Here is a 20,175-nt window from a genome sequence, read left to right as displayed (position 1 = left end):
CGACGACATGACTCTCAAGGCAAAGGTGATCGGCGGCGGCCTCGCGGGGTCCGAGGCTGCCTGGCAGCTCGCGCGGCAGGGTGTCGCGGTTGAGCTGCACGAGATGCGCCCGGTGCGCGAGACCAAGGCCCACCACACCAATCTGCTCGGCGAGCTGGTCTGCTCCAACTCGCTCGGCGCCTTCGGCGAGGGCAGTGCCTCGGGCCTGCTCAAGGCCGAGATGCGCCGCTTCGACTCGCTGATCCTCTCAAGCGCCCAGAAGGCGGCGGTGCCTGCGGGCGGCGCGCTCGCGGTGGATCGCGACGTGTTCGCGGGTGCTATCACCGAGGCGATCGAGCAACACCCGAACATCACCCTGGTCCGCGACGAGGTCACCTCGCTCGATCCCGAGGTGCCCACCATCATCGCGACGGGTCCTCTGACCTCGCCGGCCCTCTCGGAGGCGATCCAGAAGGCGGCGGGCGTCGAGCACCTGCACTTCTATGATGCGGCGGCGCCCATCTTGACGCTCGAGAGCGTGAACCAGGACAAGATCTTCAAGGCCGCGCGCTGGAACAAGGGCGAAGGGGTCTACCTCAACTGCCCCATGACCAAGGACGAGTACGAGGCCTTCTGGAACGAGCTCATCAAGGCCGAGGGGGCGGTGCTGCACCTGGGCGACGAGGAGAAGAACTTCTTCGAAGGCTGCCTGCCGGTCGAGGTCATCGCCCGGCGCGGGATCGATACCCTGCGCTACGGCCCGCTCAAGCCGGTGGGCCTGGACGACCCCCGCACGGGTCGCTGGCCCTACGCGGTGGTCCAGCTGCGCCAGGACAACGTAGCGGGCGACCTCTACAACCTGGTGGGCTTCCAGACCCAGCTCAAGTGGGGCGAGCAGAAGCGCGTCTTCCGCATGATCCCGGGCCTGGAAGAGGCGGAGTTCGTGCGCCTCGGCGTGATGCACCGCAACACCTACCTCGCGAGCCCGAGCTTCCTGGATGCGAGCCTGCAGTGGCGCGATCGCCCGCTCTGGTTCGTGGCGGGGTGCCTGGTCGGCGTCGAGGGCTACACCGAGTCGGCCGCTTCGGGGGCGCTGGCGGGTTACAACCTGGCCCGGGTCCTCAAGGGCGAGGAGCCTTTGGTTCTGCCCCGCACCACCATGCTGGGCAGCCTCATGCACTACGTCTCGCACGCGGACCCCAAGCACTTCCAGCCCATGAACTCCAACTGGGGCATCATCGAGCCCCTGGATGGGCCCAAGGTCAAGGACAAGCAGCTGCGTCACCAGAAGCAGGCCGAGCGCGCGCTCGCCGAGCTGGACCGCGTCCTGGGGGGCGCACTGACGGTTTAGCAAGCGCCTGCGGCTGTTTCACGAGCAATATTCTTAACGATCCGCGGATCACGCAGTCTTTCCAAGCGAGGAGGGGTTGTGGGGTCCGCGGATCGCTTTTCGTGCGCTCCACGAACGTCCGCTCTTGCGCTACCATGGTCCGGTTGCCTGTTTTTCGACTCAGAGGGATTCCCGGATGCAGCTTGGATTCTACGCGTCGCCGTTTCGCCAGGGGTGGATTGAGCTCATCTGCGGCTCCATGTACTGCGGCAAGACCGAGGAGCTGATCCGCCGGGTGCGCCGCGCCGAGATCGCCAAGCAGAAGGTCCAGGTCTTCAAGCCGATCATCGACACGCGCTACGCCCCTGAGGACGTGTCGAGCCATGCGGGCGGGCGCATGCGCGCGGTGCGCGCGACCGGCGCCGAGGAGATCTGGCGCCTGACCGAAGAGGACACGGCGGTGGTCGCCATCGACGAGGTGCAGTTCTTCGATGACGCGGTGGTGGACGTGTGCCAGGCGCTCGCCAATTCGGGCAAGCGGGTCATCTGCTCGGGCCTGGACATGGACTTCCGGGGCGAGCCCTTCGGCGTGACGGCACGGCTCTTGGCGCTGGCCGAGTCGGTCGAGAAGCTGACCGCCATCTGCATGGTCTGCGGGGCCCCTGCGACCCGCTCGCAGCGCCTGATCAACGGCGCGCCCGCCGAGTGGGACGATCCGGTCATCCTGATCGGCGCCCAGGAGGCCTACGAGCCCCGCTGCCGCGCCTGCCACGTGGTGCCCGTCAACCCGGGCCGGGTCATGCAGCTGCCCCTGCCGGGCGGCCAAGCTCCCCAGCACGTCTAGTTCTTTCCCCTGCCCCGCCAGGGGGCAGGGGAAAACAAGTAGGGGGTTACTCCACCGTGATCTCGTACTGGGCGAGCGGGGCCGCGACGGCGTCGAAGCCGTCCGCGAGTCGTAGCTCAGCCACGTAGGTGCCCGGCGCCTCCGGGGCGAAGAGGTGCTCCTCGAAGCGATAGGTTTCCTTCGGGAACACGTCGAACGCGAGTGGGTAGCGCCGAGGCCTGGCCTGCCCCACGGCGATTTCGGCCCCCGTGCTCTTCTCGGTCCACCGCACCGCTACGCCCACTTCACCTGCTCCGTTGTCGAAGATCCAGCGGGGATGCTTGCGCAGCCACTCGGGGCGCGCAGCGAGGCGCTCGCGCCAGGTGGTCGCAGCACGCCAGACATTGCCCCCCTCGTTACGGATCGTTGCTTCGAGCAAGAGGCGCTGCCCTGCCAGAACGCGGGGAGGGGGCGGTGGGTTCTGCCAGCTCACCTGGGCCTGGATGGGGGCGGTGAGGGTGTCGGGCATGGCCTGCGAGCCAATGGCGACCGAACTCGTCGCCACGAAGTCCGGCCCTTCGACCGTCAGCAGGTAGTTCCCCGCCTTGCGCGGGGTGCGCATCGGGACGCCTATCGAGCGCGATCCCTGAAGGCTCAACGGCAGCCAGACTTTCCGCTCCTCGGTGCGAGGGCTTGCGCCCTGCCAGCTGATCCGGAGGGCGCGCCGCTCGGCAGGCGCAGGAGCCACCCAGGTGCCGTGAGGGGCCTCCAGGGTGAGGGCAAGGGTGAAGGCGCGATCGCCACTCAGCGTGGGCGGCAGGGCGAGGGTGGCGGCGAGCGGGCTCGGCTTGGGCTTGCGATCGATCCGGTAGAGGGCGCCCTGCCCCGCCTCGCGCCACAGCAGCTGCAAGCCGCCGGGTACTTCGGCGGGGTCCCAGCTCAGGCGCTCGCCGGGCGTCATCTGGTCGTAGCGGACGCCGAGCCACGTGACGCCGGTGGCGGCGAGCGCGTCCAGGGCCTCGGGCGTCGGGCCGTTCTCGAGATGACGGGCGAGCTCCAGGTAGCTATCCGGGAAGAAGCCCGAGTAGCCGTTCACCAGGCTGCGGCCGCTGGGCAAGGTGAGGAGCATCCGGCCGGATTCGAGGATGCCGTCGGCCTCGCGCTTGTAGGTCGGCATGGGCACGAAGACCCCCGGGCCCATGGGGGCCCGGGAGAGGGCCCGGTCGAGCGCGGACGGCACGGGGCGCGGATAAAGGGTCAGGGGCCGGTGGTGGGTGTCCACGAGGACCAGGGCGAGGGCGGCTGCCGCGATCGCCCCGCGCCGCAGGGGCGTGGTGCCGTGCCGCGCAATGAGCCGGCTCAGGCCGATGCCCGCGAGCACGGAAAGGCAGAGGGCGACCATCAACCCGAGCCGAGCCGGGACGCGGATGGCGCTGAATCCCGGCACCAGGTAGAACAGGGCCGCGTAAGGCAGGGGCAGGAAGGTGATGATCCCGCGTACCTGGAGGGTCGGTCCCAGGCTCAAGAGCCAGGCCACGGTCCCTGCGAAGGCCACGGCGCGGGCCTCCTGCGAGAGCTTCTCGCGGCGCCGGCTGAAGGCCCAGCCCAGGGCCCAGGCGGCGAGCGCGAGGACGACGAGGCCGGGGAAGAGGTACTTCTCGTGGGCGTAGAGCGGCAGGACCGCCGCAAGCCGCCCGCCGTAGGGGATGCTATGGGGCCAGGCGCTCAAGTAGCTGAGCAGATCCGCGCCGAGGGCGGTCCCGTCCCGCAGGGTGCGGCTCATGCCCCAGGTGCGGCTGAGGCGCAGGTAGGGCCATAGCAGGCCGCCGAGGGCGAGGCCCGTGCCGGCGAGCAGCATCGCCCCCCGGATGGCGAGCGTGCGCGTGCGCAGGTCGGGCGTGCGCCAAAGCCTGGCGAGGACATAGCTTGCGAGCGTGATGAGCAGGAAGTAGCCCAGGTACACCGAGCTAGAAAATTGCAAGGCGAGGCACAGGGCGGCGGCGAAACCGTGCCGCCAGCGCGCGCCGCGTAGAAAGGCGCTCGTCGCAAGCAAGGTGAGCGGTGTCCACCAGAGCCCGAACAGCTGAAGGTGGTTCACCTGGCTCATCCTGACGGGGCTCAGGGCGAAGAGCAGGCCGCCCGCCAGAGCGGCCGTGCGGCTTCCGGTCCAGCGCAGCAAGAGGGCATAGGTCGCGAGGCCGGTCAGGGCGACGGAGAGGACGAGGAAGGCGTTGGCGGCCCAGACCGGGTCCCCCGAGAAGGCCAGGAGCGGCCCGAACAGGGGCAGGTTGCCGAGGAGGTTTTCCGAGAAGGCGAGGGCGTCCCGGGCCGGGTAGAAGTACGGCGCCTGGAAGAATTGTCCCGGGTTCCGGGCGAGGATGGTGGCTCCCCAGGCCAGGATCCAGGTGTTGAGCACGCCGTCTCCGGGATCGAGGACCCCCTCGCCAAGCTTGAAGGCCAGCGGATAGGTGCCGGCCACGGCGGCGAGCAAGAAGAAAAGGAGGGCGAAGACCCAGGAGGCGATGGTTTTAAGCTTGGAATGAGCGTGCATGTAGTCATTATCGCACCAAGTCCGCCGGGCTTTGCGGTAGGATGGCCTTGAACCCTCGTTTTCCACCGGAGACGCACCCTTGCATGCCCTCGACGCCCACCGCGACGCCTTCCTCTTGCACCTGGAGGTGGAGCGGAACCTTTCGGCTCACTCGCTGAAGGCCTATCGCCAGGATCTCGATCAATTCCGCCGCTTCGTGGGCGAGGCGCCTCTGGAGTCGATCGATTACCTGATGCTGCGCCGCTACCTGGGCGAGCTCTCCGAGAACGGCTACCAGCGCGCGACGATCGCAAGGAAGCTCGCCGCCCTGCGGACCTTCTTCCGATACCTGGCCAGAGAGCGCGTGGTGAGCACCAACCCGGTCGCGAGCGTCGCGAGCCCCAAGGCGGCCCGCCGCCTGCCCAAGTTCCTCGATCGCGAGGAGCTCGAGGCCCTCTTCGCAGCACCCGAGCCCGAGTCTTCGCTGGGCATGCGCGATCGCGCCATCCTGGAGCTGCTGTACGCGACCGGGATGCGCGTCGGCGAGATCGTCGCCCTCAAGACCGACCAGATCGACTGGGACGAGCGCGAGATCGTCGTCTTCGGGAAGGGCTCCAAGGAGCGTCTGGTCTTGCTGGACGTGCATGCGGCGGAGCTGGTCGGGGCCTACCTGCGCGAGGCGCGCCCGCGGCTGGTGGGTGGGCGTGCGGACGACGGGATCCTCTTCGTCAACCGGCAGGGGCAGGCCCTCAACCAGCGCTCGGTGCAGCGCATGCTCCAGAAGTACGTCCGGGCCGCGGGCATCCAGAAGGAGGTGAGCCCGCACACCCTGCGCCACACCTTCGCCACCCACCTCCTGGAGGGCGGCGCCGATCTGCGGGTCGTGCAGGAGCTATTGGGGCATGCGAGCCTCTCGACGACCCAGATCTACACCCACGTCAGCCAAGAGCGCTTGCGGGAGGTCTACCGGCACGCCCATCCGCGCGCCTGATGCATCGCGGCAAACCCGCCCGGGTAATGGATCAACACTGCGGGCAGCTCGTCTGAAACATGTCGCTCGGGTTGCTTAATAAGATGTTATGAAGCCGGGTTGCGATGCGCATGCTTGCTATGCTATCGTGAGCCTGAACGATTCCGGATGGAGGCAAGGGTGCCGAGCAAGGTGGAAGCCACTTCCCCCCACGGCTTTGAGGCAGACGACCTGCGCGGCGCGCTGCAGGCGTGGGCGCTGCGCGCCGCCGTTCACCCGATTCCGGGGCTCCTCGAAGCCGGCTGGCGCGTGCTCGTCGCCCTGTACCAGGCGTCGCCGGATCTCGCCGAGTGCGCGCGGTTCTGGGGCGCGACATGCCGCGCGGCCGATCAGAGCCTTCGTGACACCCTGAGCCTGTTTTCCGATTTCCAGGCCCTCGCCCTGGATCCCCAGGCGGCGTGCGCCCTCGAGGGCACGGCGTTTGCGGCCGAGGGCTGGACCGAAGGCCTCGAGCAGCACATGCAGGAGCTGCTCGCCGCCAAGACCGAGGCCCTCCAGCGTGCCAACCGCGCCTTGCGCGAGGTCGACAAGGGGCGTGCGGCTTTCATTTCGTCCTACTCGCACGAGCTCAGGACCCCGCTGACGGCGATCGCGGGGGCTTGCGAGCTCTTGCTCGAGGACTTCGCGCCGGCCATCATCGGCGAGCCGCGCACCTACGTGGCGATGATCAACCAGAGCGCCGAGCTCATCCGGCGCTTGATCGACGATGTGCTCGACTTCGAGCGCCTGGAGGCGCGCCGCCTCGACCTGTACCTCGAACCGCTCGAAGCGGCCGAGGTGGTCCAGGACGTGGCGGTCCTGATGGCCCCCTTGCTCCAAGAGAAGGGGATCCGCTGCGAGCAGCTGATCAGCGAGGGTCTTCCCCCCTTCGCCGCAGATCCGGTCCGGATTCGCCAGATCCTCCTGAACCTGGTCTCCAACGCCGTCAAGTTCTCGCCGCGCGGCGGCACCATCCGCCTGCAGGTCCTCCTCGAGAAGGCGGTCGGGCGCAAGGGGGCCTTCGTCGCCTTCACGGTGCAGGATAGTGGCCCGGGGGTCGCCCCCGAGCACCAGAAGCGCATCTTCGAGCGCTTCCGTCAGGCGCCCGAGGGTCATCCTCGCGGCACCGGCCTCGGCCTGCCCATCGCCAAGCGCCTGGTCGAGTTGCACGGGGGCCGGCTCTCGCTCAAGAGCCCCCCGGGAGAAGGCGCCGCCTTCACGTTCACGGTGCCGGTGATCGAGGCCGACCTGAGAGAAACTCCCGCTTGCGGGGAACAAGAAAATGGGGGCTCTGCGGCGATGGCACGGAGTCCGGAATGGAGCAAGCGATGACATTGGCCGAGTCCTGGCACGTCATGGAGCGCATGGCGGCTCAGCATCTCGCTTCCGGCACCACCGAGGAGCTTGCGAACGCCTTGCTCGCAGAGCTATCGACCCTCGTCGAGGCCTCGTACGGGCAGATCCTGCTGGCGGGGGATCTGACGATCATGGCGAGCCGCCCTGCCGTTCCCCCTACCGAGATGCCGCTTGGGATCGCGCTGGATGCGATCGCCGACGCCCGCATCCACTGGGAGGAAACCCCGGAGCAACTGGCCTGCTGCCTGCCCATGTCGCTCCAAGAGGGTGTCTACGCGGTCCTGCTCTTGGTTTGGGAGGGGACTCGTCCCGAGTCGCGCGAGCGCGTGAGCGAACTCGAGCGTCTGCTTCCCTTCGCCGCTCTGGCGCTCTCTCACCGCCGCCTGCAGGTGACCCTGGCCCAGCGCGACGCCCAGCTGGTCGATCTCGGAGCGCGCTACGACGATGCCCTCCAGCGCGCGGTCACCGACGGGCTCACCGGCCTCATCAACCACGCCCACTTCAAGGAGAGCCTGGGCTTCGAGCTGGGCCGCAGCAAGCGCTACGGCAACCACCTGACCCTCCTGCTCCTGGACATCGACTTCTTCAAGAACATCAACGACACCTACGGCCACCTGATCGGGGACGTGGTCATCCGCCGCGTGGCCCAGGCCCTCAAGGGCCGGGTGCGCGACTGCGACCAAGTCGCGCGCTACGGCGGCGAGGAGTTCGCCATCCTCCTGCCCCAGACGGATCTGCAGGGCGCCTACATCGTCGCCGAGCGCATCCGTCAGCACGTGCGCGACATGCGCTTCCACAACGAGGACCAGGAGCCCATCCCCTCGGTGACGGTCTCGATCGGCGTGGCGCAGCTGCGCAAGAGCGATAGCCCCCTGAGCCTGCTCGAACGGGCCGACCATGCCCTCTACGCCGCCAAGCGCAGCGGTCGCAACGCCGTCTGCTGCGAGGACGACGAGACCCCGGCCCTGTCGGTCGGTTGAGCCTGCTTGCCTGGCCCTGATGCCAGGCCCAAGCCTGGCTTGACGGTGGTTCTAGTTAGGAATAATATGGAGGCATGGAACAGGAAACCTCTCCCTATAGCCAGGCCCCCGAGCCGTTTCTGCGCCCCTTGCGGGCCCTCTCCGAAGCCTACAACGCCTTCGCGAGTGTCGGTGCCCGTCACATCGAGTCGCTCGGCCTGACGCCGGCCCAGTTCGACGTGCTCGCGACCCTGGGCGACACCCCCGGCATGACCTGCAAGCAGCTCGGCGAGGGCACCTTGATCACCAAGGGGACGCTCACCGGCGTCCTGGACCGCCTGGAGGCCAAGGGCCTCATCCGGCGGACCCGCGGCGAGCAGGACTCCCGCCAGGTCTTCGTCGCCCTGACGCCCGAAGGCGAGGCCGTCTTCCAGCAAACCTTCCAGCCGCACATCGACTTTCTCGGCCGCTACATGGCGCAGATGTCGCCCGAGCAGCAGCAGCAACTGACCGAGCTCTTGAGAGAGCTCCGACGCGCCTTCATCTAAGATTTTTTCGAGCGACCCGGCACTAAGTGCCGGGTCTTGCTGTCCAAGTGCAAGATTCTGCTCTTGGGGGGCTTGACGTTTCGTTTTAGTTAGGACTAGTATGGAGTCGTTCTATGTAGAACGTTTGGTTCTCCGCTTTCTTCGCTTCCGAAAGGAACTCGCATGAACTCCAAGCTCGCCGTGACCGCTCTTGCCTTCGCCGCCACGCTCGCCGTGGCCGCCAACGTGGATGCTCGCCCCTTCAAGGTGACCCCCGACGCCCACTCCGAGACCATGGCCACCTTCTCGTCCAAGGCCTCGATCGTTCGCCTCTCGGGCCGCACCACCAAGGTGGACGGCGACAGCGAGATCAACGTGGACAACCCCTCGCTCAGCCCCAAGGGCACCGTGACGGTCGACGTCTCCTCGTTCGACACCGGCATCGCGCTGCGTAACGAGCACATGCGCGGGATCATCGAGGCGGAGAAGTACCCCACCGCCACCTTCAAGATGAAGAGCCTCAAGGCCCCCAAGCTGGTCGCCGAGAAGCCGGTCGACGGCACCGTCACCGGTGAGATGACCTTCCACGGCGTGACCCGCACCGTCACCGCTCCCGTGACCCTGGTCTACTTGCCCGAGCAGGACAAGAACTACCGCCCCGGCGACTGGGTCTCGGTCACGACCGGCTTCAAGCTCAAGCTCTCGGACTACGGCATCAAGCTGCCCGCGCCCATGCTCGGCGTCAAGGTCGCTGACGAGCTGAGCATCGAGGTCGAGGGGATGGCCAAGGGCCTCTAATCCCTCCTGCCCTGATTCGAAAGGGCCGGGACGGCATTGCCGTCCCGGCCCTTTTTGCTGTTAGCGCGGGTTGAACGCCTCGGGCGGCAGCCGCTCGGCAAGCTCGCTCAAGAGGTCCTCGGCGAGCAGGCGAAAGCGATACGGCGCTTGCAGGCTCAGCTTCGAGACCGCCTCCCAGCAAGGCGAGTCCGTCACGATCAAGGAGGCCAGGCGCGCGACGCTTCGCAGCTGATCTTCGTCCTCGGCGGCGAGCACGAGGAGCTGATCGGCCTCGCAGGCCCCGGCGAGCAGCTCCTGGATCAGGAACCGGAAGCGCGGCGAGTCGGAGACCAGGGCGATCAGTCCCGAGGCCTCGACGGCCTTCGCGCGCGCGAGCAGCGGCTCCACCGAGGCCAGCTTGAAGACCGCCAGCGGCGCGTCATCGCCCAGGATCTGCTGCAGGCGCAGGGCATGGTTGCTGGACGTGACGAAGCAGGTCTCGGTCCGCCAGGCGGCATCGGCGGCCTCCACCTCCTCGGGGCTCATGCCGACCATGGGCAACGAGAGCCAGTCCCCCAGCTCGTGCAGGTACAGCGCTTGCAGGTCGGGGTGCGGGTTGACGACGGCCAGGCGCGTGATCTGCACCGGATCGAGGGCCGCGCGGCAGGCCTCCAGGATCGCCTCGGCGTCGTGCCCGCGGGAGCGGGCCTGCGCCACGAAGTGCGCGGCCAACGCGCGCAGCGCGACCCCCTCGCGCCAGGGCTCGCGCGCAGGCGCAAAGGCCCTGACCCGCGCGCCGCTCCCCTGGCGGATCTCGATCACCCCTTCGGCTTCGAGGGCCTTGTAGGCGGCAAGCGCCGTGTTGTGGTGGATGCCGAGCCGCTGGGCGAGCGAGCGAAGGCTCGGGAGCTTCTCGCCCGGGCTCAGGGCGCCCGAGGCCACTTGCTGGCGGATCTGCGCGGTGAGCTGGTCGATCAGGGCGATCGGGCTGGTGCGGTTGAGAAACAGGTTCATGGAGGCTCCGGACAGTTTCGAAAGTGTCACAGGTCGCATGGTGCGCAAGAGGCCTGGCCCCTATGCTCAATATCCATCGACCCGCTTGGAAATTGCTTGCTAATCCTCACCGTCTCAGGAGTTGACCATGCTGAAGAAGTCCCTCGTCCTTTCGATCGCTGCCCTCTTCGCGCTGGCGGGCTGCGGCCTCGTCACTCCGCTCGCGGGGGCCGCCGACGGACGCGTGGCCGCCAAGGCCGACCAGCAACTGGACCCCAGGTTCTTCGCCCGCCGCGAGGTCATGGCCCTGAGCCCCGAGGCCTTCGCCCTCATGCCCGCCTCCTTCCCCGCGCTCCAGGCCATGGGCAGCGAGTCGGATCCCAAGCGCCAGGCCCTGGTGCGGGCGGTTCGCTCGGATGCGGCCCTTTATCAGGGCGTGCGGAGCTTCGACCAGCTGAGCTGGGACAAGCAGTTGCCCGTGCTCAAGCGCTTCTTCGACTTGGAGTGCAAGGTGCTCGGCATCGTGCCGCCCGAGCTTGCGATCGCAACCGACGTGGTGAAGGGGCCCGCCTTCTTCGACTTCGACCCCGAGAGGCCCGGCAGCGGCCGCGTCATCCTCAACCCCGAAGCGCTCGCCAAGGAGAGCAACCCGTACACGGCCCTGTTGCTCTTGGTCCACGAGACGCGCCACTCGGCTCAGTTCCAGCTGGCTTTCGATGCCAAGCGCGCCGCCGAGCCCCTGGCCCGCGCCTACCAGGCCGCCTTCAAGGCGCAGAAGCAGCTGGGCAACAAGCTCAACTTCTGCGACTTCTGCACCCTCCACAACGAGTTCGAGGCCTTCCAGTTCGGCAACTACGTCGTCGGTGCCCTGACCGACTGGCGCGTCGAGACCGGGGACATGGGCACGCTCGCAAGCCAGTACGACGCCCACGGCCACCTCAAGCTCGATCTGGTCGCCCTCGAGAAGCAGGTCGGTCGCGACGGCCTGCTCGACGCCTTCAACCAGCGCGAGAAGGTCCAGTACCAGGAGCTGTACGGCAAGCGCTAAGCCTTCATTCGAGCAGCTTTCGCAGCTCGCGGGCGTTCTCCACGGCGAAGGCCTCGGCGTCGTTGTCGAAGTAGACGTAGACGTCGAGGCCGCGCCGCAATAGGTTTCGGACGCGCTGGGCGATGACGCCCAGCGCGTTTGGCGTGTAGCGATCGCCGTAGGGCACCGCCGTGCCGTGGAGCCGCACGTAGCCGATGCCGCCCGTCGCCTCCCAGACCATGGGTAGGCCTGGGAAGCTCGACGCGCACAGGGCGACCCCGTGATCCGCGAGCAAGCGATAGGCCTCGGGCCGGTACCAGCTCGGGTCCCGGAACTCCACGGCGGCAAGCCCTTGCGGCAGCGCGCCCAAGAAGCCTGCGAGGCGCTCGGCGTCGAACCTCCAGCGGGGTGGCAATTGGTACAGGACGGGGCCCAGCTTGTCGCCCAGAGGGGCGATCGCCGCAAAGAGGCGCGAAAGGGCGGGGGCGGGATCCTTGAGCTTCTTGAGATGGGTCAGGTAGCGGCTCGCCTTGACCGCGAAGCAGAAGTCCTCCGGGACGGCCGCGGCCCAAGCCGCAGCGGCCTCCGGGGTGGGCAGGCGGTAGAAGCTGCGGTTGATCTCGACGGTGTCGAAGTGGCGGGCGTAGTAGTCGAGCCAGGCGCCGGGTGCGAGTTCGCGCGGGTAGAAGGGCCCGCGCCAGTGGGGGTAGGCCCAGCCCGAGGTCCCGATGCGGCATCGACCGGCCATGGTCTCGCTCCTGCTAGCGGCGTCTTGCGGCACGATTGTAGCGCGGGCGGAGGGCTTGCGGGATTGGATATGTGTTGCTAAGATGGTTTCACTTATCGACCCGGAGAGGAACCATGTCCTTCAGCAGCCGTTTCGCCGTGGCCGTCCACATCCTGACGCTGCTTCAGTTGCAGGAGGGCGAGCCCGTCACATCCGAATACATCGCCGGGAGCGTGAACACCAACCCGGCGGTGGTACGTCGCCTGCTGTCCATGCTCGCGCAGGCGGGGCTCACCACCTCGCGCCTCGGGGCGGGCGGCGGGGCGCTCTTGGCGCGGCCGGCCGAGGACATCACCCTGCTTGCGGTCTACCAGGCCGTGGAGGACGGTCACCTCTTCGCCATGCACCACGAGGCCCCCAACCCGCGCTGCCTGGTGGGCCGCAACATCCAGGGCGCCCTGGAGCGGACGGTCGACGATGCCCAGCGGGCCCTCGAAACGGAGCTTGCGGGCAAGACCATCGCCGGCATGCTCGGCGAGGTCCTGGCGCGCGAGAAGGTGGGAGCCGCCGGGAGCTAGGCCCCTTTTTTTACCCTAAAGTGTAACTGTGTTGATTACATTGTTGCAGATGTGGCTGAAAGGCAGCCCTTTTCTGCGACGCGATCCGAGAGGAGAACCATCCCATGAACCTCGTTTTGATTGGCGCCACCGGCTTCGTCGGCACCCAGGTCCTCGAAGAGGCCCTGCGGCGCGGCCACCAAGTGAAAGCCATCGTCCGCCACCCCGAGAAGCTGCCTCAGCACGACGCGCTCACCCCTGCGGCGGTGGACGTCTTCGACGCGGCGGCGCTCGCCGAGGCCCTCAAGGGGGCTGATGCGGTCGTCAGCGCCTTCAACCCCGGCTGGGGCACCCCCGATATCCAGGAGCGCTTCATCGCGGGCTCCCAGGCGATCACCGCGGCGGTGAAGGCGGCCGGCCTCAAGCGCCTCCTGGTCGTGGGCGGGGCGGGGAGCCTCTACGTGGCGCCCGGGGTGCAACTGGTCGACACCCCGGAGTTCCCGGCCGAATGGAAGGAAGGGGCGCTCGGCGCGCGCGAGGCCCTGCGCCAGATCCAGGCCGAGGATGGGCTCGACTGGACCTTCCTCTCGCCCGCGATCCTGCTGGAGCCGGGCGAGCGCACCGGCGCCTACCGCCTGGGTGGCGATGAGCCCCTTTCGACCGGCGAGGGGCCGGGTCGGATCTCGGCGGCGGACCTCGCGGTGGCCATCCTCGACGAGATCGAGCGCCCGTCGCACCTGCGCAAGCGTTTCACGGTGGCTTACTAAGCTCTCAGTAGGGCCTCCCGAAAGGGAGGCCTTCTCGTTTTACAGTCCGAGTGCAAGGAGTTACTGTCAGAGAAGGCCCTCTTAAGTCCTAAAGTCAGAAAGGCTGCTCATGATCGCCGAGAAGACCCCCGCCCTCCAGACGCCGCGCCGCCTTTTTGGGGTGCTGCTCGCGCTGGGCCTTGCGACCGCGAGCTGGTATCTGGCCATGCTGCCCGGGCTCAAGGTGATGGGGGCGCTGACGGTCGCGCTGTTGGTCGGGATCCTCTGGCGCCTCGCGGCAGGCCTGCCCACCTGGGCCGTCCCCGGCACCAAGTACTCGGCCCGCACCATCCTGCGGCTCGGGATCGTCCTGATGGGGGCACGGCTCGACTTCGGCCTCATCGCGAAGGCCGGGCCCAAGGTTCTCTTCCTCGATCTGCTGGTCATCGGCCTCGGCATCGCGGGCATCGCTTGGCTTGCCCGCCGCTTCAAGGTCCCCGCCCAGCTCGCCATGCTGCTTGCGGTCGGGACCTCCATCTGCGGGGCGAGCGCGGTGGCGGCGGCGGCCCCCGTCATCCGGGCCGACGAGGAGGACGCGACCCTCGCGACGGCCCTCTGCGGCATCCTGGGGACCATCGGGGTCTTCTTCTACGTCTTCGGCGGGCCGTTCCTCGGTTTGACGACCCAGCAGCTCGCCATCCTCTCGGGCTCCACCCTGCACGAGGTCGCCCAGGTCATGGCCGCGGCCTTCACCTGGGGGACGACCGCCGGGGACATGGGGACGCTGGTCAAGCTGACCCGGGTGGTCCTCTTGGCGCCCGCCTTGGTGGTGCTCGGCCTCCTGAGCGGCAGCGGCAAGAAGCTGAGCTACAGCTGGAAGGAGCCGCCCATCCCCTGGTTCGTCATCGGCTTCTTGGCGGTGGGCGTGGTCGGCTCGATCGGGGTCGTGCCAGCCGAGGCCAAGGCGTGGCTCTCCAACACCAGCATCTTCCTGATGGTCATGGCCATGGCCGCCATGGGCCTCAACACCAACCTCGCCATGGTCCGAAAGGCCGGTATGAAGGTCGTCTATGCTGGCTTGGCCGGTTTCGGTCTGCTCGCAGCGATGAGCTGGGGCGTGATCCGCCTGCTGCACATCGGCTAGGATCGGCCCCGGCTCAAGCGTGCAACCGAAAGTCTCGCCTCAAAAGATTGGTCGTTAGGCTGGCGACTGAGCGATGGTTGGGTCCTATCCTCTGGGTGTCGTTTCCCGCGCGCACAGAGAGGTTGGATCGCCATGTCGCTTTTTCCTCCGGCTGAGGAGCTACTCAGCCCCCACGCCTTCTACCGGGTCCGCCGCCACGAGCGCCCCGTCGCCTACGACGAGGCCATGCAGGCCTGGGCCGTCTACCGCTATCCCGAGGTGAAGACGGTCCTCATGGACCATCAGGCTTTCAGCTCGCAGCGTCTTGCTTCCCAGGAGGCGGAGGGCTTTCGCGAGAGCCTCATCTCCATGGACCCGCCGCGCCACCGGCAGTTGCGTGGCCTCATCTCCAAGGCCTTCACCCCTCGGGCCATCAACGACATGGTCCCGCGCATCGAGGCCCTGACCCGCGAGCTGCTGGATGCAATCGAGGAAGGGGGCCGACTGGAGCTGGTGAACGACCTCGCGCATCCTCTGCCGGTCATCGTGATCGCCGAGATGCTGGGGGTGCCGCCTGCGGATCGCCCTCAGTACAAGCGCTGGGCGGATGAGCTGCTCTCGGGGACCACGAACCTCCTCGAGCGCCGGGAGGAGGCCCTCGAACGGGGGCGGCGGGTGCAGGCGGAGATGGACGCCTACTTCCAGGCAATCATCGAGGAGCGCCGCAAGAGGCCGCGCGAGGACCTCATCAGTCACTTGCTGTCGGCCGAGCTCGAAGGCGAGCGCCTTTCGGAGGAGGGAGTCCTGAGCTTCTGCGCGCTCTTGCTCCTGGCGGGCCACATCACCACCGTGAACCTCATCACTAACGGGATGCTGTGCCTGCTGGACCATCCCGACCAGATGCGGCACCTGCGCACGCACCCAGAGGACATGATGAGCGCCATCGAGGAGATGCTGCGTTATCGCTCGCCGGTGCAGTGGACGGCGCGCGCCGCCACCCGGGATATGGAGCTTGGCGGCGAGACGATCAAGGAGGGCCAGATGGTCCTCGCCTTCATCGGCTCGGCCAACCGGGACGAGGCCGTCTTCAAGGAACCCGACCGCTTCGACGTGCGGCGCGACCCGAACCCGCACCTCTCCTTCGGGCACGGGATTCACTACTGCATCGGGGCCCCCTTGGCACGCCTGGAAGGGGCGATCGCCATGCGGGCCATGCTCGCGCGGCTCGGGGCGATCCGCCGGGATCCCGAGGCGCCGGCGGCCCTGCGCCACATCGAGGGGGGCCTGCTTCACGGGGTAGCCGAGCTGCCGCTTTGCTTCGAGCCGGTGCGATCCTGAAAATCCTCGCGTCGCTTGGAACCTTTTCGCGCGCTACGTCGTATCTATAGCAGGCATCCAATCCAAGAGGAGATGAACCATGCGAAAGATGTTGCTGCTGGCGATCGCGACGATGGGGGCGACGGCGCTCCTGGCGGCCCCTTCCGAGGCCCGCCCCTACCATGAGTACCGCGGGGGTGAGCAATACCGCGAGGTGGAGCGCAAGGTCATCGTGCAGCCGATTCCCGGTGTTCAGGTGCAACTGCCCGTGCAGGTCGTGCGTCCCGAGCCCAAGCGGGTCATCGTGGTCCGCGAGCGCGAGCGTCCTCATCACCGTTACTACGAGCACCGCGGCTGGCACCACCACCGGCCTCACCAAGAGGTCATCATCGTCCGGCGCTAGCCCCTAGGACGAAATAGAGGGCCCCTGGCAATCGCCAGGGGCCCTTGCTGCATGGGGGCTCTAACGCCGCTTCTTGCCGGCCTTGAGGCGGGGCTTCTGGGGACGACGGGCGCGGACCACCAGGATCTGCGCGAGCAGCGGCAGGGTCTGCTTGCCGGTCACGGCCACGTGGAGCCAGGCCGGGTCGTCGCCGGAGGCGAGGGCCTTGGCCCGCAGGCTTTCGAGCAGCGCCGCGTCCTCGGGAGACGCCGGGGTGATGGCCGACCACTCGTCTGCCTTGAGGTTGGTGCTGACCTCGAAGCCGTCTTCCTTGGGGGTGAGCGAGGCGAAGAAGCGATCGCCCGGCAGGTAGGAGCGGTACGTCCAGGTATTGCTCGCCTCCGAGAAGGCCCACTTCCAGGTGGCGCCGATCTCGACGACGGTCTCGCGCACTTCGTTCCACTGGGCCAGGTGGTCCTTGAGGAGCTCGGCGAGCTGTTCGCGTTTGGGGGGATTGCCTCGGAACGAGGACTCAGGTTGCTTGTTCATAGGGTCTATTATCGCACGACCAGGCCCCTGGAGGGCGATCGTGCAGGAGAGCCTGCGGGCCATGCGCAAGAAAGTCCTTGCAAGCTAATCGATTTAGCTTTAAGCTAATCACTGTAGCTAATCGATGCGAGGAGCTTGACGATGGCATGGCGTTCATTCGGTGGTGCGCTCTTGGCGGGGGCCTTGGCCCTCAATGCCGGGTCGTTTTCGGCGGCCTCGGCGCAGCAGGGCGAGAAAGGCAGGACGATGGCGACTCACTTCTTGACGACGAGCGAAGGGCGAATTGCCTACGAGGACGTCGGGACGGGGCCGGTGGTGCTCTGCGTCCCCGGTCTCGGCGATCTGCGAGGCGAGTATCGGTACCTGGCGCCCGGCCTGGTGGAGGCGGGCTACCGGGTCGTGTCGATGGACGTGCGCGGCCACGGCGAGTCGAGCGTCTCTTGGCCTGATTACTCGCTTGCGGGCATCGGCAAGGACATCGTGGCCCTGGCGCGCCACCTGGATGCTGGCCCCGTGACGGTGGTCGGGACCTCGATGGCCGCGGGGGCCGCTGTCTGGGCCGCGGCCGAGGCCCCTGATCGCATCGGGAAGCTCGTCCTGGTCGGGCCCGTCGTGCGGGACGGGGGACCGCTCTGGAAGTCGCAGGTCCTCTCCTGGCCTTTCATCGGGCCCTGGGGCCCGTCGCTGTGGGGGATGTTCTACACGACCCTGTACCCCACCCGCAAGCCGGCTGATTTCGATGCTTACCTCCACGCGCTTCGCACCAACCTGGGTGAGCCTGGGCGCCTTGCAGCCATGCGCGGCATGATCGCAAGCTCCAAGTCCGCGGCCGAAGAGCGCCTCGCCAAGGTCCAGGCCCCGAGCCTGATCGTGATGGGCACCAAGGATCCGGACTTCTCCGAGCCGGCCGTCGAGGCCAAGCGCGTGGCCGATGCCCTGAAAAGTTCGTACGTGATGATCGAGGGAGCCGGTCACTATCCCCACGCCGAGATGCCGGAGGTCACGACCCCGCACCTCGTGAACTTCTTGCGCAAGGGGCGCACGGAGGGGCCCCATGGCTCCTAGGGCAGGCTTGGACGAGGCGGTCGTGATGCGCGCGGCCGCCGAGCTGGTGGATGAAGAGGGGTTCGAAGGGCTGAGCCTTTCGCGCCTGGCCGAGCGGCTTGGCGTTCGTTCCCCTTCGCTCTACAAGCATGTCGCGGGGCTAGAGGCCGTGCAAAGAGGGGTTGCCCTCTTGGCCTTGCGGGCGATCGCCCGGCGCATGGCCGAGGCCGCCGTCGGCAAGGCCGGGCCTGACGCCATGATGGCGATCGCCGAGGCCTATCGCGCCTACGCCAAGGAGCACCCCGGCCTCTATGCTGCGACCCTGCGCGCGCCCGAACCCGGCGATCGCGAGTGGGACGAGGCCAGCGACCAGCTCCTCGGGATCATCATCCGCGTGCTGGAGCCCTTCGCCCTGGGCGAGGAGGGTACGCTGCATGCCATCCGGGGCCTGCGCAGCCTGGTGCACGGCTTCGCCTCGCTCGAGTCGAGCGGCGGCTTCGGCATGCCGCTCGACATCGACGAGAGCTTCCGGCGCCTCATGACGAGCTTCCTGGCAGGGCTGCGCGCCGAGCGAACCTGACGGCACGCAGCGAGGGTTGTGGTCTGGGCTGGCCTCAATCGTCCGCCTTGGGGCGCGACGCTTGGGGCATCTCTTGTTCGCCGAGCATGGTCACCGGGCCCGGTCGCCGGGTGCGATCGGCCGCGTAGTACCCGCCGAAGACGGCAACGGGCGACCACTCGGGCATGACCGGCAGGGGCTCCGGGGCGTAGGCTGCGAAGGGACCCGCCGCGTGCACGACCTCGCCGGCCACCAGGGTGAGGACGGACTCGATCCCCTTGATGGCGTCCTCGCTCACCGTGAAGTAGTCCTCGGTGAGGACACAGAGGTCCGCGAAGCAGCCGGGTTCGAGCCGTCCCTTCACCTCCTCCTCGTGGGAGAACCAGGCGCTGCCCTCGGTGTAGAGCCTGAGCGCCTCCATGCGATCCAGGCGGTTGCTTGCCGGGTACAGTTCGGTCCCGCCCAGTGTCTTGCCGGTCACGAGCCAGTGCAGCGAGAGCCATGGGTTGTAGCTGGCGACACGGGTGGCATCCGTGCCCGCCCCCAGGGGGATCCCCATTTCGCGCATGGCCTGGATGGGCGGGGCGTGCGAGGCGGCCTCTTTGCCGTAGCGGGCGATGAAGTCCTCGCCCTGGAAGGCCATCCGGTTCTGGATGGCGATCCCGCCGCCCAGCGCCTTGATGCGCGCCAGGTTGCGCGCCGACACCGTCTCGGCGTGGTCGATGAACCAGCGCAGGCCGTTGAAGGGAATCTCTTTGTTGATGGCCTCGAACACGTCCAGGTCACGCCCGATCGACTCGTCGTAGGTCGCATGGATCCGGAAAGGCCAGCGCTTGGAGACCAGCAGCCGCATCACGCGCGTAAGCTCCGCCTCCATGGTCGGGGGTAGCTCGGGGCGGGGCTGGACGAAGTTCTCGAAGTCCGCGGCCGCCCAGACGAGGTTCTCGCCGCCGCCCTCGGTGACGAAGCCGTTGGGCTTGAACATGTCGTCGTTCTGGCCCGGGTGCGTCATATCCACCCAGCGCGAGAAGTCCTCGAACTCGTGCTGGGCGTTCTGGGCGAAGAGGTAGTAGGCGATCCGCACGGTGAGCAGCCCTTCGCGGGCGAGCTCGCGGCAGACCGCGTAGTCGTCAGGGTAGTTCTGGGCTCCACCGCCCGCGTCGATCGCGCTGGTGATGCCGAAGCGGTTGAGCTCGCGCAGGAACTGCCGGGTGGAGTTGCGCTGCTGCTCAGGCGTCAGCTTGGGGATCTTGGCGAGGGTGGCGTAGAGGATGGTGGCGGCCGGTGTGGCGAGCACGAGGCCGGTCGGATTGCCTTCGGCGTCGCGCTCGAACGTTCCGCCCGGCATGTCGGGGGTCTGTTTGTCGAGCCCGAGGGCGCAGAGGCCCGCCCGGTTGATGAAGGCCCGGTCGTAGAGGTGCAGGATGAAGGCGGGGGTGTCGGGCAGCGCCTCGTTGATCTCGTCGAGGGTCGGCAGGCGCCGCTCCTCGAACTGGTAGGCGGACCAGCCGCCCACCACTCGGACCCACTGGCCGGGCGGTGTCCGCTCTGCCTGGCGCCGGAGCATGTCGAGGGCGATCGCAAGCGAGGGGACGCCGTCCCAGCGAAGCTCCAGGTTGTAGTTCAGGCCTTCGCGGATGATGTGCAGGTGCGAGTCGTTGAGGCCTGGCACCACGGTCCTGCCCCCCAGGTCGATGACGCGCGAGCCGGCCTCTTGGTGCGCCAGCGCGTCCTGGGCCTCGCCTGCCGCGAGCACCCGGCCATCTTTCAGGGCCAGGGCCGAGACGAACGGGGCCCGCTTGCCCATGGTGGCAATCTTGCCGTTGAGCAGAATCGTGGTCGCCATGTGGGTGCTCCTTCT

20 protein-coding genes are annotated in these 20,175 nt (G+C 67.8%); 15 read left to right on the top strand and 5 right to left on the bottom strand.

The genetic code is table 11. The annotated features are described in order from the left end of the window. The first annotated feature begins 7 nt into the window (after positions 1–7). Together trmFO and J7643_18405 are read left to right on the top strand one after the other, a co-directional pair. The gene (trmFO, locus tag J7643_18410; protein MBO9542564.1) at positions 8–1,330 is read left to right on the top strand and encodes a methylenetetrahydrofolate--tRNA-(uracil(54)-C(5))-methyltransferase (FADH(2)-oxidizing) TrmFO; all 1,323 of its coding nucleotides are present in this window, start codon (positions 8–10) and stop codon (positions 1,328–1,330) included. A 175-nt stretch (positions 1,331–1,505) separates the two neighbouring features. After that, positions 1,506–2,153 carry a thymidine kinase gene (locus J7643_18405; GenBank protein MBO9542563.1) on the top strand — a complete coding sequence of 216 codons (648 nt, stop codon included), beginning with the start codon at positions 1,506–1,508 and terminating at the stop codon, positions 2,151–2,153. A gap of 46 nt (positions 2,154–2,199) precedes the next feature. Here J7643_18405 and J7643_18400 read toward each other — a convergent pair whose 3' ends face one another. Further along, complete coding sequence (locus J7643_18400; protein ID MBO9542562.1) at positions 2,200–4,683, bottom strand: hypothetical protein; 2,484 nt, start codon at positions 4,681–4,683, stop codon at positions 2,200–2,202. 79 nt (positions 4,684–4,762) lie between these two features. On the opposite strand from J7643_18400, the gene xerD reads away from it, so the two are divergent. From xerD to J7643_18375, 5 genes are all read left to right on the top strand, one after another. Next, positions 4,763–5,653: a site-specific tyrosine recombinase XerD gene (gene xerD / locus J7643_18395; GenBank protein MBO9542561.1), complete on the top strand. Its 891-nt coding sequence runs from the start codon at positions 4,763–4,765 to the stop codon at positions 5,651–5,653. A 159-nt stretch (positions 5,654–5,812) separates the two neighbouring features. Continuing rightward, positions 5,813–7,003, top strand: a complete 1,191-nt coding sequence (locus J7643_18390; protein MBO9542560.1) for a HAMP domain-containing histidine kinase — start codon at positions 5,813–5,815, stop codon at positions 7,001–7,003. After that, positions 6,988–8,007 (top strand): GGDEF domain-containing protein, encoded by a 1,020-nt coding sequence (locus J7643_18385; GenBank protein MBO9542559.1) that lies wholly within the window; start codon positions 6,988–6,990, stop codon positions 8,005–8,007. Before J7643_18390 ends, J7643_18385 begins: the two co-directional genes overlap by 16 nt. 74 nt (positions 8,008–8,081) lie before the next feature. After that, positions 8,082–8,534 carry a MarR family transcriptional regulator gene (locus J7643_18380; protein MBO9542558.1) on the top strand — a complete coding sequence of 151 codons (453 nt, stop codon included), beginning with the start codon at positions 8,082–8,084 and terminating at the stop codon, positions 8,532–8,534. Between the two features lie 162 nt (positions 8,535–8,696). After that, on the top strand, positions 8,697–9,311 hold the full coding sequence (locus J7643_18375; GenBank protein ID MBO9542557.1) for a YceI family protein: 615 nt from the start codon (positions 8,697–8,699) through the stop codon (positions 9,309–9,311). Between the two features lie 60 nt (positions 9,312–9,371). Here J7643_18375 and J7643_18370 read toward each other — a convergent pair whose 3' ends face one another. Then, the gene (locus J7643_18370; GenBank protein MBO9542556.1) at positions 9,372–10,304 is read right to left on the bottom strand and encodes a GntR family transcriptional regulator; all 933 of its coding nucleotides are present in this window, start codon (positions 10,302–10,304) and stop codon (positions 9,372–9,374) included. 127 nt (positions 10,305–10,431) lie between these two features. On the opposite strand from J7643_18370, the gene J7643_18365 reads away from it, so the two are divergent. Further along, positions 10,432–11,331: a hypothetical protein gene (locus tag J7643_18365; GenBank protein MBO9542555.1), complete on the top strand. Its 900-nt coding sequence runs from the start codon at positions 10,432–10,434 to the stop codon at positions 11,329–11,331. Between the two features lie 4 nt (positions 11,332–11,335). Here J7643_18365 and J7643_18360 read toward each other — a convergent pair whose 3' ends face one another. Continuing rightward, positions 11,336–12,058: a DUF72 domain-containing protein gene (locus J7643_18360; protein MBO9542554.1), complete on the bottom strand. Its 723-nt coding sequence runs from the start codon at positions 12,056–12,058 to the stop codon at positions 11,336–11,338. Between the two features lie 113 nt (positions 12,059–12,171). Between J7643_18360 and J7643_18355 the strand changes: the two genes are divergently transcribed. From J7643_18355 to J7643_18335, 5 genes are all read left to right on the top strand, one after another. Further along, the gene (locus tag J7643_18355; protein ID MBO9542553.1) at positions 12,172–12,615 is read left to right on the top strand and encodes an Rrf2 family transcriptional regulator; all 444 of its coding nucleotides are present in this window, start codon (positions 12,172–12,174) and stop codon (positions 12,613–12,615) included. A gap of 104 nt (positions 12,616–12,719) precedes the next feature. Continuing rightward, entirely contained in the window at positions 12,720–13,361 is a 642-nt protein-coding gene (locus J7643_18350; protein ID MBO9542552.1) for an NAD(P)-dependent oxidoreductase, read from the top strand. A 109-nt stretch (positions 13,362–13,470) separates the two neighbouring features. Next, positions 13,471–14,484, top strand: a complete 1,014-nt coding sequence (locus J7643_18345; GenBank protein ID MBO9542551.1) for a putative sulfate exporter family transporter — start codon at positions 13,471–13,473, stop codon at positions 14,482–14,484. A 132-nt stretch (positions 14,485–14,616) separates the two neighbouring features. Continuing rightward, entirely contained in the window at positions 14,617–15,801 is a 1,185-nt protein-coding gene (locus tag J7643_18340) for a cytochrome P450 (protein ID MBO9542550.1), read from the top strand. A 79-nt stretch (positions 15,802–15,880) separates the two neighbouring features. Next, positions 15,881–16,183, top strand: coding sequence for a hypothetical protein (locus J7643_18335; GenBank protein MBO9542549.1), 303 nt, complete (start codon positions 15,881–15,883; stop codon positions 16,181–16,183). A gap of 60 nt (positions 16,184–16,243) precedes the next feature. Here J7643_18335 and J7643_18330 read toward each other — a convergent pair whose 3' ends face one another. Next, positions 16,244–16,711, bottom strand: coding sequence for a DUF3788 family protein (locus tag J7643_18330; GenBank protein ID MBO9542548.1), 468 nt, complete (start codon positions 16,709–16,711; stop codon positions 16,244–16,246). Positions 16,712–16,852: 141 nt separating this feature from the next. Here J7643_18330 and J7643_18325 point away from each other — a divergent pair, with 141 nt between their 5' ends. Further along, positions 16,853–17,776: an alpha/beta hydrolase gene (locus J7643_18325; protein ID MBO9542547.1), complete on the top strand. Its 924-nt coding sequence runs from the start codon at positions 16,853–16,855 to the stop codon at positions 17,774–17,776. Then, positions 17,766–18,335: a WHG domain-containing protein gene (locus J7643_18320; GenBank protein MBO9542546.1), complete on the top strand. Its 570-nt coding sequence runs from the start codon at positions 17,766–17,768 to the stop codon at positions 18,333–18,335. The genes J7643_18325 and J7643_18320 overlap by 11 nt, the downstream gene beginning before the upstream one ends. Positions 18,336–18,369: 34 nt before the next feature. Here J7643_18320 and J7643_18315 read toward each other — a convergent pair whose 3' ends face one another. Further along, positions 18,370–20,160, bottom strand: a complete 1,791-nt coding sequence (locus J7643_18315) for an amidohydrolase (GenBank protein ID MBO9542545.1) — start codon at positions 20,158–20,160, stop codon at positions 18,370–18,372. Positions 20,161–20,175: the final 15 nt, after the last annotated feature.

The organism is bacterium, from assembly GCA_017744355.1.
GTDB lineage: Bacteria > Cyanobacteriota > Sericytochromatia > S15B-MN24 > UBA4093 > JAGIBK01.
The sequence above is the reverse complement of the archived record's forward strand: the minus strand, read 5'-3'. Positions and strand labels throughout refer to the sequence as shown.

Bases quoted from the DNA above. Each gene is read 5' to 3' on its own strand.
- J7643_18345 (MBO9542551.1), top strand. From the start codon at position 13,471: ATGATCGCCGAGAAGACCCCCGCCCTCCAGACGCCGCGCCGCCTTTTT.
- J7643_18365 (MBO9542555.1), top strand. From the start codon at position 10,432: ATGCTGAAGAAGTCCCTCGTCCTTTCGATCGCTGCCCTCTTCGCGCTG.
- J7643_18315 (MBO9542545.1), bottom strand. From the start codon at position 20,160: ATGGCGACCACGATTCTGCTCAACGGCAAGATTGCCACCATGGGCAAG.
- J7643_18385 (MBO9542559.1), top strand. From the start codon at position 6,988: ATGGAGCAAGCGATGACATTGGCCGAGTCCTGGCACGTCATGGAGCGC.
- J7643_18350 (MBO9542552.1), top strand. From the start codon at position 12,720: ATGAACCTCGTTTTGATTGGCGCCACCGGCTTCGTCGGCACCCAGGTC.
- J7643_18370 (MBO9542556.1), bottom strand. From the start codon at position 10,304: ATGAACCTGTTTCTCAACCGCACCAGCCCGATCGCCCTGATCGACCAG.
- J7643_18330 (MBO9542548.1), bottom strand. From the start codon at position 16,711: ATGAACAAGCAACCTGAGTCCTCGTTCCGAGGCAATCCCCCCAAACGC.
- J7643_18380 (MBO9542558.1), top strand. From the start codon at position 8,082: ATGGAACAGGAAACCTCTCCCTATAGCCAGGCCCCCGAGCCGTTTCTG.
- J7643_18320 (MBO9542546.1), top strand. From the start codon at position 17,766: ATGGCTCCTAGGGCAGGCTTGGACGAGGCGGTCGTGATGCGCGCGGCC.
- J7643_18340 (MBO9542550.1), top strand. From the start codon at position 14,617: ATGTCGCTTTTTCCTCCGGCTGAGGAGCTACTCAGCCCCCACGCCTTC.
- J7643_18335 (MBO9542549.1), top strand. From the start codon at position 15,881: ATGCGAAAGATGTTGCTGCTGGCGATCGCGACGATGGGGGCGACGGCG.
- trmFO (MBO9542564.1), top strand. From the start codon at position 8: ATGACTCTCAAGGCAAAGGTGATCGGCGGCGGCCTCGCGGGGTCCGAG.
- J7643_18355 (MBO9542553.1), top strand. From the start codon at position 12,172: ATGTCCTTCAGCAGCCGTTTCGCCGTGGCCGTCCACATCCTGACGCTG.
- J7643_18375 (MBO9542557.1), top strand. From the start codon at position 8,697: ATGAACTCCAAGCTCGCCGTGACCGCTCTTGCCTTCGCCGCCACGCTC.
- J7643_18405 (MBO9542563.1), top strand. From the start codon at position 1,506: ATGCAGCTTGGATTCTACGCGTCGCCGTTTCGCCAGGGGTGGATTGAG.
- J7643_18360 (MBO9542554.1), bottom strand. From the start codon at position 12,058: ATGGCCGGTCGATGCCGCATCGGGACCTCGGGCTGGGCCTACCCCCAC.
- J7643_18325 (MBO9542547.1), top strand. From the start codon at position 16,853: ATGGCATGGCGTTCATTCGGTGGTGCGCTCTTGGCGGGGGCCTTGGCC.
- J7643_18400 (MBO9542562.1), bottom strand. From the start codon at position 4,683: ATGCACGCTCATTCCAAGCTTAAAACCATCGCCTCCTGGGTCTTCGCC.